At 70.4% G+C, this 12,143-nt stretch carries 6 protein-coding genes and 4 pseudogenes; 3 read left to right on the plus strand and 7 right to left on the minus strand.

Translation table 11 applies throughout. The features are described 5' to 3' along the window. Positions 1 to 13: 13 nt before the first annotated feature. From OO67_RS18950 to OO67_RS18960, 3 genes and pseudogenes are all read right to left on the minus strand, one after another. Positions 14 to 1,007 (minus strand): annotated as a pseudogene (locus OO67_RS18950) (LLM class flavin-dependent oxidoreductase); the annotation flags it as partial. Between the two features lie 241 nt (positions 1,008 to 1,248). Beyond that, the gene (locus OO67_RS18955) at positions 1,249 to 1,827 is read right to left on the minus strand and encodes a Dps family protein (RefSeq protein ID WP_033301903.1); all 579 of its coding nucleotides are present in this window, start codon (positions 1,825 to 1,827) and stop codon (positions 1,249 to 1,251) included. A 253-nt stretch (positions 1,828 to 2,080) separates the two neighbouring features. Then, positions 2,081 to 3,052: an alpha/beta hydrolase gene (locus OO67_RS18960; protein ID WP_033301906.1), complete on the minus strand. Its 972-nt coding sequence runs from the start codon at positions 3,050 to 3,052 to the stop codon at positions 2,081 to 2,083. A 610-nt stretch (positions 3,053 to 3,662) separates the two neighbouring features. Between OO67_RS18960 and OO67_RS18965 the strand changes: the two genes are divergently transcribed. Further along, a complete protein-coding gene (locus OO67_RS18965; protein ID WP_033301907.1) occupies positions 3,663 to 5,330 on the plus strand; it encodes an MFS transporter in 1,668 nt (555 codons plus the stop codon). A gap of 196 nt (positions 5,331 to 5,526) precedes the next feature. Beyond that, a pseudogene (locus OO67_RS36830) lies at positions 5,527 to 5,688 on the plus strand (alpha/beta fold hydrolase); the annotation flags it as partial. A 55-nt stretch (positions 5,689 to 5,743) separates the two neighbouring features. On the opposite strand, the pseudogene OO67_RS40860 reads toward OO67_RS36830, so the two are convergent. Both OO67_RS40860 and OO67_RS18975 read right to left on the minus strand, forming a co-directional pair. After that, positions 5,744 to 5,842 (minus strand): annotated as a pseudogene (locus tag OO67_RS40860) (IS5/IS1182 family transposase); the annotation flags it as partial. 351 nt (positions 5,843 to 6,193) lie between these two features. Then, the gene (locus tag OO67_RS18975) at positions 6,194 to 7,627 is read right to left on the minus strand and encodes an endo-1,4-beta-xylanase (protein WP_033301910.1); all 1,434 of its coding nucleotides are present in this window, start codon (positions 7,625 to 7,627) and stop codon (positions 6,194 to 6,196) included. A gap of 565 nt (positions 7,628 to 8,192) precedes the next feature. Between OO67_RS18975 and OO67_RS39920 the strand changes: the two are divergent. Further along, positions 8,193 to 8,394 (plus strand): annotated as a pseudogene (locus tag OO67_RS39920) (non-reducing end alpha-L-arabinofuranosidase family hydrolase); the annotation flags it as partial. 129 nt (positions 8,395 to 8,523) lie between these two features. Here OO67_RS39920 and OO67_RS18980 read toward each other — a convergent pair. Both OO67_RS18980 and OO67_RS18985 read right to left on the minus strand, forming a co-directional pair. Further along, a complete protein-coding gene (locus OO67_RS18980) occupies positions 8,524 to 10,467 on the minus strand; it encodes an acyl-CoA synthetase (RefSeq protein WP_051709546.1) in 1,944 nt (647 codons plus the stop codon). A gap of 93 nt (positions 10,468 to 10,560) precedes the next feature. Beyond that, entirely contained in the window at positions 10,561 to 12,012 is a 1,452-nt protein-coding gene (locus OO67_RS18985) for an amidase (RefSeq protein ID WP_033301911.1), read from the minus strand. Positions 12,013 to 12,143: the final 131 nt, after the last annotated feature.

Genomic DNA, 12,143 nt, shown 5'->3' on the forward strand with positions numbered 1-12,143 from the left:
ACGAGCATGCCGCGCGCAGCACCGGGACGACCTCCTCACCGAGGATGTCGAGCTGTTCGAGGACCGTCTTGAGCGGCAGCCCGGCGTGGACCATCAGGAACAACTGCCGCTGGTAGTCGCCGGCGTACTCGCGGAAGGACAGTGTCCGCTCGATGACCTGCTGCGGGGAACCGACGGTCAGCGGGGTCTGCTCGGTGAAGTCCTCGAGCGAGGGGCCGTGTCCGTAGACGGGAGCGTTGTCGAAGTACGGCCGGAACTCGCGTACTGCGTCCTGGGACTTCTTCCGCATGAAGACTGGCCGCCGAGGCCGACGACGGCCTGCTCAGGGGTGCCGTGACCGTGGTGCGCGTACCGCTCGCGGTACAGCTCGACCATCCGCTTCGTGTGGTCGGGCGGCCAGAAGATGTTGTTGTGGAAGAAGCCGTCGCCGTAGAAGGCGGCCTGCTCGGCGATCTCGGGGGAACGGATGGAGCCGTGCCAGACGAACGGCGGCACGCCGTCCAGGGGGCGGGGTGTGGACGTGAACGCCTGCAAGGGCGTACGGAACGTGCCCTCCCAGTCGACGACGGCCTCCCGCCACAGCCGGCGCAACAAGCCGTAGTTCTCCAGGGCCAGGTCGATGCCGTCCCTGATGTCCTTGCCGAACCACGGGTAGACCGGTCCCGTGTTGCCGCGGCCCATGATGAGGTCCACACGACCGTCAGCCAGGTGCTGGAGCATCGCGTAGTCCTCGGCGATCTTCACCGGGTCGTTGGTGGTGATCAGCGTGGTGGCCGTGGAGAGGATGAGCCTCTCGGTCCTCGCGGCGATGTAGCCGAGCAGGGTGGTCGGCGACGACGGCACGAACGGCGGGTCGTGGTGCTCTCCCGTCGCGAAGACGTCCAGACCGCTCCCTCGGCCTTCAGCGCGATCTCGACCGTGGCCTTGATGCGCTCGCGCTCGGTCGGTGTCCGGCCCGTGGCCGGATCCGGTGTGACATCGCTGACGCTGAGGATCCCGAATCGCAAGGCTCCTCCATCCCTCAGGTGCTCGAGTCGTCCTCGAGCGTTCCTCGAACGGTAGGAGCGCACGTCAGGGGCGGAATGCCTGTGCGTGCACGGAAAGAGGCTCCACAGTGTCCTGCTCCCGTGCCGTGCTCGACGCTTCCGGGCGGGTGCCCGCACCGTGCTCGGCGGGGGCGCCCCGGAGCAAGCGCGGGGCCTGTCCTCGCCGTCCCGGGGCGGGACGGCGAGGACAGGCCCTGCGGCTTCAGGAACGGACCAGCGGGGTGTCCACCAGGTGTTCGGCGAGGAACCACGCCTGAAGTTCACCGGTCCTGATGACCTGCGAGACCAGCACGTCGTTGGTGCCGTCGTCACCCAGCTCCCCGGTGCGGGTGGCGGCGTCGTGGCTGTCGACGAGGATCGCCTCGTGAGCGGAGAGCAGCCGGGACAGCATCGCCGGCACCTCCTCCACGCCGTCCGGCGGCCGCGGGATCGACGTGATCTCGGCGACGTGCCGGGTGTCACCGACCGCGACACCGCCGAGGGACTGGACGCGTTCGGCGAGTGTGTCGACGAGTTCGAGCTGTTCCTTCGCGTGCTTGTCCAGAACCAGGTGCAGTTGGTAGAACGTGGCACCGCGCATCAGCCAGTGGTGCTTCTTGTAGAGGCCGTAGAGGATCTGCGTGTCCGCGAGGACCTTGTTCAGGCGCTGGCAGGAGTACATCCGGGCCTCGTTGGACAGCCCGATCGGGAACTGCTTGACGGTGCCGAACTCCTGGATCACCGCCCCCTTCTGGTGCAGCCACGGCTGGCTGCCGGTCCTGGGCGCGGAATGTGTGGTCATGGTTGTTCTCCTGCTGTGCCGGGGGGTGTGTACCCCGGTGACGCCATGCAGCCGTGCGGAGGGCGTATTGCCCGCCAGTGCACCGGACGGTGCCCGCCGGCGCACACCCTGCACCGCCGGGCAGTGCCCGCCGGAGCACCGTCCCTCCACGGCGGCCGGCGTGCTCCGGCGACGGGAGGCCCGGGGGTGGCGCTCACCTCCAGGTGAGGCGAGGGACCGCGAGGGAAGGGGCCGGCGGGTGCGCCGGGTCCGGTCAGTGACCGTGCAGCGCGGTGCGCAGGGTGGCGACGGCCAGCAGGATGGCGGCCTCGGCCGCTTGGGTCCCCCGCAGCGCGTTGAGCATGACGAAGTCATGGATGACACCCTGGAAGCGGACGGCGGTGACCGGAACCCCGGCCTCGCGCAGCTTGTTGGCGTAGGCCTCTCCCTCATCGCGGAGTACGTCGGCCTCACCGGTGACGACCAGAGCCGCCGGCAGGCCGGTGAGCTGCTCCGTGGTGGCCCGCAGCGGGGACGCGGTGATCTGGGCGCGCTCGGCCTCGTCGGTCGTGTACTGGTTCCAGAACCACTGCATCCCGTCGCGGCGCAGGAAGTAGCCCGTGGCGAACTGGTGGTAGGAGCCGGTGTCGAAGTTCGCGTCGGTCACCGGGTAGAACAGCACCTGCTGCACCAGCGGTACGTCCCCACGCTCCTTGGCCATCAAGGTCAGCGCGGCTGCCATGTTGCCGCCGACCGAGTCGCCGGCCACGGCCAGCCGGGAGGCGTCCAGGTTCTTCGACGCGCCCAGCTGGACGACCCAGCGGGCGACCGCGTAGTTCTGCTCGATGGCCACCGGATAGCGCGCCTCGGGGGACAGGTCGTACTCCGGGAAGACCACGGCGGCGCCGGCGCCCACGGCCAGTTCGCGTACCAGGCGGTCGTGCGTGTGGGCGTTGCCGAACACCCAGCCTGCGCCGTGTATGTAGAGGATGACCGGCAGCGTTCCCTCGGCACCGGCGGGCTTCACGATGCGGGCCCGGACACTGCCGGTGGGACCACCGGGGACGGTGATCCATTCCTCGTCGATCTCCAACCCGGCGATGTCACCGGACTGCACCTCGTCGACGGCCTTGCGCCCGTCGGCGGGCGCGAGGTCGAAGAGGTACGGCGGGTTGGCGGTCGCTTCGGCGAAGGCGGCTGCCGCCGGCTCCAGGACCGGGGGAACCGGCTCGACGGCACGGGACATGGGGGTCTCCTGGTTTCTTCTGATGCTGCGCCGGGTTCCTCCGGCGAAGGGAGGCGGCCTCCGGCTCGGAGCAGAGCTCCGCGCGGGCCGCCGCACACACGCTAGAAGCATTCAGGGGCGGGAATTGACCGTCAGCGCACAGCCTCTGACCTGACAGTGCATGCGAAGTGATCCGCAGTGGTACTGCGGCCTGGCTGCCTCGGCGACCTCGCGGTCCTCTCGGAGGACTACTTCTCAGTCCCCGAGCCGGACATCGCGCACATCAGTCCCTGCTGACGGTCGTCGGCGGCCGGATCGTCTACGCCTCCGCCGCGTACGAGGGCCTCGACGAGGTGCTGCCCCCTGTGAGTCCTGCGGGGCCACGGCTGCGGTCCGGATCGGACCGCAGCCGTGAAGCCGGTGCCGGCCTCTCGTCCGCAGGGCGGGCGAGAGGCTGACGCGCGGCTTCGCCCGCACCCGAAGCCCACTGCGTCCACAGGTCACAGACGGTGCGTTCTCGGTCAACCGACGACGTCCGAGCGCGCCTACCGTGGCGTCCGGTCACACCCGAACGGCGCCGGGGCACTGCCGGACGCATGGCGCCGTCTCCCCCAACCCGGCATGGATCGGTATGAGCACGAAACCGTCACCCCGAGACCGTCTACCAGCAACGGACTCCGCCTGGGCCCCCCTCGCCGGGCGCGTCTTCCGCGCGTTGTGGATCGCGCAACTGGTCTCCAACATCGGCAGCTGGATGCAGACGGTGGGAGCGCAGTGGCTGCTGGTCGGAGAGAGTGCCGCACTGGTGACGCTCGTGCAGACGGCCTCGAGTCTGCCCGTGGTGCTGCTGGCCCTGCCCTCGGGAGTCCTGGCGGACCGCTACGACCGTCGTGGAGTGCTCCTGACCGCGCAAGGCGCCATGCTCGCCGTCTCCACCGTGCTCGCCGTGCTGGCCTTCTCGGACGCGCTCACTCCGCAACTGCTGCTCGGCCTCACCTTCCTGCTGGGGTGCGGCACCGCTCTGATGGGCCCCGCCTGGCAGGCGATCCAGCCGGAACTCGTGGAGCGCCGGCACTTGGGTGAGGCGGCTGCTCTCGGAGCCATGAACATGAACCTGGCGCGGGCCGTCGGCCCGGCCATCGGCGGGGCCGTGGTCGCGGCAGCGGGCGCGGGCTGGGTCTTCGCCTTCAACGCGGTGTCCTACCTGGGCATCGCGGCGGTTCTCATGTTCTGGCGGCGGCCTCCGACGCCGTCGCCCCCGGTTCAGCGCGAGCGGCTCCTGACGGCTCTGCAGGCCGGCCGCCGCTACGTGTGGCACGCGCCCGGCGTCCGCCGGGTCCTGCTGCGGACGCTGCTGTTCATCCCCGGTGGGGCCGCGTTGTGGTCGCTGCTGCCTCTGGTCGCGAGCCGCTCACTGGGCCTGGGCCCGCAAGGGTACGGGGTGTTGCTCGGGGCAGTCGGCGTCGGCGCGGTGGGCGGAGCCTTCCTGCTCCCGGCCGCGCGCCGTTCCCTCGGCGCCAACGGCGTGCTCGCCGCGGGCGCGGTCGTCTACGCCGGCGTGCTGGTGGTCCTGGCCACGGTGCGGGTCCCCTGGCTCGCGGTGGTCGTCCTCCTGCCGGCGGGCCTGGCCTGGATCGGTGTGCTGTCGACTCTCAACGCCGCCCTCCAGACCCGGTTGCCGGGCTGGGTGAGGGCCCGAGGGCTGGCCGTCTACCTCCTGCTCTTCCAGGGCGGCCAGGCACTGGCGGCCCCGGTGTGGGGTGCGCTGGCCGACGGCCCTGGGCTCACGTTCGCCCTCCTGGCAGGCAGTGGGCTGCTGCTCGCCGGCGCGGTGAGCGTGCGCCGGTGGCCGCTGCACGGCATGGAGGGCATCGACCCCAGCCCGTCCGATCACTGGCCCGTTCCGCCCCTGGTGTTCGTGCCCGGCCCGGCGGACGGCCCCGTGCTGGTCTCCGCCGAGTACCGGGTCGCCGCCGGGGACAGGGCCGCCTTCACGGAGTGCATGGATCAGGTGGCCCGTTCACGCCGGCGGACGGGAGCCCTCACCTGGGGGCTCTATCAGGACGGCAACGATGCGGAGAGGTTCGTCGAGCACTACCTGATCGCCTCTTGGTCGGAGCACCTCGCCCAGCACCACGGCAGGCTCACAGCGACCGACCGGCGTCACGAGGAGCGCGCCCGCCGCTTGCTCGTGGAGGGAACAGCCCCGGTGGTGACCCACGCCTTCGATACCGCCGGGGGTCCGGTGGTTCCCGGAAGGCAGGAGACGGCGGTCGCGGAGCAGGCGTCGGGCCGCTGACGCCCTCCGGACCGGCCGGGGGACGGGACGGCCGTGCCCCGGGAAGCCGGAACCCGGCCCCGCGCAGGACATCGGCACATCAGCCGGGGCTCGCCTTCGAGGCCGGGCCCCGGCTTGTGCCCTTGCCTTTCGGCTCGCCCTGGCCGAGGGGGCTGCGGTCGCGTGGGGCAGTCACTTCCAGTGAAGGAACGAAACCTTGCCGTACATCACCGTAGGTCAGGAAAACTCCACGACCATCGATCTCTACTACGAGGATCACGGAACCGGGCAGCCGATCGTCCTGATCCACGGCTTCCCGCTCGACGGCCACTCCTGGGAGCGGCAGAGCGCCGTGCTGCTCGAGGCGGGCTACCGCGTCAACGGCTGCCGGAGCCGAGCGGGGTCGGCGCCAGCGCATCGAAGGCCCTGGACCGCGAGAGCCCGCCGCGGCGTCGTCCCTTTCCCGGGACTCGCGGCCGGGCCTCGCGAGCACCGGCCGCGTGCTGATGAGCCAGGCAGGACGTGAAGTCGAGGTGCCTTCGCCCTTGTCCTGCTTGGACAGGGGCGAAGGCGTTTTCGGCGTCCCCGCCGGACGTGGCGGGCGGTGAACTCGTGTGCGCCGCCCGCGAACCGGCAGGACTTGCTGCCCGTGCCATCCCCTCGGCTGGGCCCTGACCACGCGGGTGGGAGGCGCTGACCAGCCGCGCCACCGACGGGGATGCCTCTCGGGGGCGTAGGCCGAGCGTCCTACCTGCCGTCGCCGCCTCGGCGGACCCCGGGTTCACTGCGGTGGCCCGGGACCGTCGACGATGTCTTCCTGGAGGGCGGGAGAGACCGCACCGCAGGCCGTCATCGGTTCGCCCCTTCGGCTGTGGCAGGTTCCGTCAGGTGAGGGTCCAGCGCTGGTTGCTGCCGTTCGAGCAGGAGTAGAGCTGGATCCGGGTGCCGTTCGCGGTGCCGGTCCCGACGGCGTCGAGGCAGAGACCGGACTGGACGCCGACGATGGATCCGTCGGAGTTGACGCGCCACTTCTGGTTGTCGCCGCCCCAGCAGCTGTAGATCTGGACCTTGCTGCCGTTGCCCGTGCCGGCGGCGTCCAGGCACTTGTCGCCGTAGACCCGGAGTTCACCCGAGCCGGTGGCCACCCACTGCTGGTTGGCGCTGCTGCCGCAGTCCCACAGCTGGAGCTGGGTGCCGTCGTTGGTGCTGCCGTTGGGCACATCCAGACAGCGGTTCGAACCGACGCCCTTGATCTGTCCGGAACCGGCCGGGGGCTCAGTTGTGTCGCCGGCATTGAGTGCGTTGAGGACGGCGGAGTAGGCGGCCTTCTTGCTGCCGTCGTTGTTGAACAGCAGCGGCGTGTGCTCCGCTCGCCAGGAGTCGCTGTCGCGCACACCCCAGACGGTGACGCCGAGGCAGCGCTCGACGGCCAGGCAGTCGTTGGTCACGTTGGCGTAGGTAGTGGGCGAGGCGCCCTGGATGTCCAGCTCGGTGACGGCCACGTCGACGCCGAGGGCGGCAAAGTTCTGCAGCGTGGTGCGGAAGTTGCTGTTGTAGGGGCTGCCGCTGTTGAAGTGTGCCTGGAAGCCGACGCAGTCGATCGGCACGCCGCGCTGCTTGAAGTCCCGGACCATGGAGTACATGGCCTGGGTCTTGGCCCAGGTCCAGTCCTCGACGTTGTAGTCGTTGTAGCAGAGCTTGGCGGACGGGTCGGCGGCGCGCGCGGTGCGGAAGGCGAGCTCGATCCAGTCGTTGCCGCTGCGCTGCAGGTTGGAGTCGCGTCGGGCGCCCGAACTTCCGTCGGCGAAGGCCTCGTTCACGACGTCCCACTGGACGATCTTGCCCTTGTAGTGGGCCATCACGCCGTTGATGTGGCCGATCATCGCCTGGCGCAGATCGTTTCCGCTGAGGCTCTGCATCCAGCCGGGCTGCTGGGAGTGCCAGGCCAGGGTGTGGCCACGCACCTCCTTGCCGTTCTGCACCGCCCAGTTGTAGACGCGGTCGGCGGAGCTGAAGTTGAACTGGCCCCGCTGCGGTTCGGTGGCGTCGATCTTCATCTCGTTCTCGGCCGTCACCATGTTGAACTCACGGTTCGCGATCGACGTGTACGTCGAGTCGCTCAGTCTGCCCGAGGCGATGGCGGTGCCGAAATAGCGGCCGCTCTGCGCCGCCGCGGCGCCAAGCGTGCTCTCGGCGGCGTGTGCTCCCGGTGGCGCGACCAGCGCGGCGGACGCACCGAGGACGCCGACGACCAGCGCCAACAGCAGGCTGCGAGTTTTCCGGCGGACAACGGGTCTGGGAAGGGCGTAGGAGCCCATGACTGTGCCTCCAAGGTGAAATCGCGGAAGGACTGATGCGGTGCGCGGATCTGCCGTGCAGCACAGAATGCCGAGGCGGCCGTTCGGTATCTCGGACCACGGCGCCAGTTCTTCAGACAGGGATGATTGAGGCATCAGTGAGGGGCCGTCAATACTCCCCGCAGAAGAAGTTTCGATTGGTCATTCGAAACTTTCCGACACCCTGGCTGTTCGGAATGCAGCCCCGGCGCCGTCACCGGCGGACGCCGTGGGGTCGCGGTCGGGGCGGGTGCGCGGACGCTGCTCGCTCGGCCTTTCTCCTCCGCGCACGCGCCTTGGGCTGGTGAACTGTGTTCGCGCACTCGGGGGAGGTCCGGTCGGCGTGATCGCGTGACAGGCCCGAAGGGGAGGTGCTGTTTGTGGACAGATCGGTGGCAAGCCTTGACCGGAGAACCCCGCATCCCTAGCTTGTGGCGTCACAGCATCCGGGAATCCTCGAAACTTTCGAAACCGTCTCGGACCCACGGCACGTCTGCTCCGCTGTTCATCAGGGTCACCTCGACCCAGCCCCTAGGAGGCGCAGCTCATGTGGTACCGCCACTCCTCCCCGGCCGTGGCCAGGACGCCTGCTCGCGGTCCTTGCACTCTTGTTGCTCGTGGCCACCTTCCTCGGCGCCCGGCCCGCCGAAGCCGCGACCGTGGACCCCGACGCCTCGTGAGTGCTGGCCAGTCGCAACAGCGGCGAGGCCCTGGACGTCTACAACATGGCGACCGCCGACGGCGGCAAGGGTCCGTGAACCCGGGGCCATCCCGTCTCACAACGAGGACGTGGTGGGAGGGGAAGCGATCGCCTGGCACACGGCGGAGTGGTGGCGCTTCCAGTGGGCGATCACTGAACTGGTGGGAACTGGTGGAGGTCACGCCCGCGCGGCTACAGCGATTTGCTCGCGTGCGCCAGGGGCTGACGAGCGTACCGCCGCAGCGACGGCGTGCCCTCCGGGGTGGAGGAGGAAGGGGTTTCGCCTTGGCGGTCCACCTTGCCGGCGGCCGGCCGCCGGCAAGGGGGACCGCCGCCGGGGCTGTGGTGACGGCAGGCCGAGGCCGGCCAGGGCTGTGGAGATCGCGCGCCGCGTGGAGTCGAGGCGCAGAGGGACCTTGGAAGGTTTGCCGATGTCGGTCACAGGCAGCGCCGGGAGCACGATGACGTCCTTGGGGGCCGCGGCTCGCTCGGGTACGTGCTGCGCGGCGAAGGCGATCAACTCGTCGGGTCCCGTGCCGGTCGTGCCGGGCCTGAGGGTGACGTAGGCGACGGGGACCTCGCCGGAGTGAGGGTCGGGGCGTCCGACGGCGCTTGCGCCGGTGACGGCCGGGTGGGTGAGGAGGGCGTCCTCGATGACGGCGGGGTCTATGTTGTGGCCGCCGCGGATGATCAGGTCCTTCGCGCGGCCGAGCAGGTGGATGAATCCGTCGGAATCCACGCGTGCGAGGTCGCCTGTGTTGAGCCAGCCGTCGCGCACACTGCCGAGGGTGTCCATGCGCGGTCCGGTGCCGTCGTGCCCGACGACGTAGCCGGGGAAGACGGTGGGGCCGCTGATGGCGAGGATGCCGGGTTCCCCCTGCGGGAGGTCGTGCCAGGTGCCGTCGCTGCCGATCCGTACCGTCTTCACCTGCTGGTAGGGCATGCGCTGGCCCGCGGCCTCCGGGCGCCGGTGCTCGTGCAGGAAGCTCCGAGCGCTGCCGCAGGTGGCTTCGGTGAGGCCGTACCCCTGGCAGAGTGGGACGCCGGTGTGGTGCTCGAACGCCGCACGGACCGCCGGCGGCAAGGGGGACGCGCCGACTATCGCGAAGCGCAGCGAGGTGATGTCCGCGTCGAGCGGGATCCGGGCGAGGCCGGCGTAGACGGTCGGGACCGCGGACATGGTGGCGATCCGGAAATGCGCGACGATCCTCCAGAAGACTGCGAACAGCGCCGGTTCGCGGTAGCCCAGGGGGCCGGTCCACACGGTGTGCTGACCGCGGAACAACGGTGCCAGCAGGGTGACGACCAAGGCGTTGACGTGGAACAACGGCAGCCCGGCGAAGAGTACGGAATCGGAGTCCAACGTGCTGTTGGCGGCGATCATCCAGGCGTCGGTCACCTCGTTGGCGTGGGTGTGCGCGGCCAGCTTGGGGGCGCCGGTGGTGCCGCCGGTGTGGAAGTACGCGGCCAGGTCGCCGGCCTTCGGGGGCACCACACCAGGGTGGAGCTCTGCCGGCTCGGCGGCGGCCTCGACGTGCAGATAGGCGACGTGGACCCCCTCGATCGGTTCCAGTTCGGGCGCGGGCTCGGGTGCGCCGACCGGACGCAGGGCGAACAGCGCTGAGCAGCGGAGTGACGCCGCCGCGGTGCGGGCCGTCCGCCATGCGTCGGCGTCGAGTTCGGGTCCGGCCGCGACCAGGACCTCTGCCCGGCCCAGACGTAGCAGCCGTTCGGCGTGGTCGGCGGCGAGGGCCGGGTTGACCGGTGCCGCACAGCCCGCGAGCTGGGCGGCCAGGAGGGTGGCGGGCAGCAGGCCGGCGTTGGGGGTCAGCAGGCCCACCGCGGTGGTGCGGCGGACGCCGTGCCGGTGGAAGAGGTTGGCGATGCGGTGTACTTGATCGCGCAGTTGCCCGAAGGACACGGTCTCGCCGCGCGTCCACTGCTCCGCGCTGGGCAGCAGGGTGAGAGCCGGCCGGTCGGGCCACGACACGGCGGCGCGTGCCAGGACGTCGTACGTGGAACCGGGCAGGCCGCGGTCCTCGAGCGCGATGGACTCGATCGTCGTCAGGGCGCCCGGATGGTCGTACGCCGGCCAGAGCAGATCGGGTTCAGGGGCGTTCACAGGAGCTGCCTTTCGACGGCGGGCTGGTCGGTGGTGGGTGGGTGCCGACCGCGCGTTCCTGCGTGGCCGGGGGTGTCGGCACTGCTCGCCGGGCTACGGCAGGCTGTCCTCGATCTGGGCGTACGACCAGGGGCGGAGGGTCTCCAGCGTCTTGCCGATGCGGAAGACGGCGGGGTCGTCGTAGGGGTGGCCGACGATCTGGAGGCCGGTGGGGACTCCCCAACTCGACATGCCAGAAGGGATGTTGAGCACGGGGCAGCGGTTGTTGACGTTGAAAGGCATGGTCATGGCGCTCCACAGGGTGTCGGCCACTTCCTCGCCGTGCACCACGACCTTGTCGCCCGCGAGGTCGTCGCCCGCGTGCCAGCCGGGAACGGCGGTGGTGGGGCAGATCAGAGCGTCGAATCCGTCCATGGCGGTGGCGAGCGCTCGTTGCAACCGGTGTTCGGCGCGCAGGGAGTCGAGGTAACTCACCTGGGTACGGGCGCGGGTCATGGTGTCGGCGAAGGCCACCGTGTACGGGCTGAGCAGGTCGCGGTGGGTTTCGGCGGCCTCGACGACGAGGGCGCCGAAGAGGGTCGAGAAATGGCCGGCGACCGCGGTCAGCAGATCGAGTCGCGTCCAGGGGAGTGTGATCTCCTCCACGTGTGCGCCGGCGTCGGCGAGGGCCTGGGCGGCGGCCCGGGTGTGCGCCTCGATTTCCGGATGGACGTCGTACTCGCCGAGTCGGACGCACAGGGCGACGCGTGCGCCGGTCACGTCCTCGTACGCAGTGGGCACGGTCAGCTTGGGGCGGATCGAGGCGTGGTCGCGGGGGTCGGGGCCGGCCAGGACGTTCTGGAAGGCGATGACGTCGTCCACGGTGCGGGCCATGGGACCGTCGCCGCGGTAGTGGTCCGCGGTGAGCACGCCGAGGCCGGGGTTGCGTCCGTAAGGGGCCTTGAAGCCGACGGTTCCGGTGAAGGCGGCCGGGATGCGGGTGGAGCCCCCGATGTCGGAGGCCGAGGCGAGCAGGGTCGTACCGGCGGCGAGGGAGGCCCCCGCCCCGCCGGATGAGCCACCGGGGGTGAAGTCGGGGTTCCAGGGATTGCGGGTGATGCCCCACATACGGGAGTGCGTGTAGGTGCTGAGGGAGAACTCCGGGGTCGCCGTGCGGGCGTGGATGATGCCGCCCGCGCCGAGGATGCGGTCGATCACGGGGGCGTTCTCCGTGGCGATGCGGCCCTTGTGGGCGAGGGAGCCTTCGGTCAGGGTGCGGCCCAGGATGGCGTGCTTCTCCTTGGCCGCGACCGGGATGCCCTCCAGCGGACGGGGGACCAGGCCGTCCTTGCCGAGGTAGCGGGCCTCGGCGTGCCGGGCCTGTTCCAGGGCCTCGTCGAAGAGCCGCTCGGTGAAGGCGTTGATGCGTGGTTCGACCTTCTCCGCACGCTCGACGACGGCCCGCATGAGTTCGACGGGCGACAGCGCACGGCGGGCGAAGAGCTGGAGGGCGTCGGTGGCGCTGAGATGCACGAGGTCATCGCAGGCGGGGGTGCGGCTGGGCATGGGCGTGGCGTCCTTCCCGTGCGGAGGCTGAGGCCGTTCGGTCGGTATGCCGGTCGGTCGGCTGTCGTCCGGCGGTGGTGTCAGCCTCAGGGACCGGCCCCATCCGGCCTGCGAATTGCATGGATCCGCCA

Source organism: Streptomyces atroolivaceus (assembly GCF_000717025.1).
GTDB classification, from domain to species: Bacteria; Actinomycetota; Actinomycetes; order Streptomycetales; family Streptomycetaceae; genus Streptomyces; species Streptomyces atroolivaceus.

What these genes read in the sequence shown, in the direction of transcription:
- OO67_RS18985 (WP_033301911.1), bottom strand. Translation starts at nt 12,012, where the DNA reads ATGCCCAGCCGCACCCCCGCCTGCGATGACCTCGTGCATCTCAGCGCC.
- OO67_RS18975 (WP_033301910.1), bottom strand. Translation starts at nt 7,627, where the DNA reads ATGGGCTCCTACGCCCTTCCCAGACCCGTTGTCCGCCGGAAAACTCGC.
- OO67_RS18955 (WP_033301903.1), bottom strand. Translation starts at nt 1,827, where the DNA reads ATGACCACACATTCCGCGCCCAGGACCGGCAGCCAGCCGTGGCTGCAC.
- OO67_RS18965 (WP_033301907.1), top strand. Translation starts at nt 3,663, where the DNA reads ATGAGCACGAAACCGTCACCCCGAGACCGTCTACCAGCAACGGACTCC.
- OO67_RS18960 (WP_033301906.1), bottom strand. Translation starts at nt 3,052, where the DNA reads ATGTCCCGTGCCGTCGAGCCGGTTCCCCCGGTCCTGGAGCCGGCGGCA.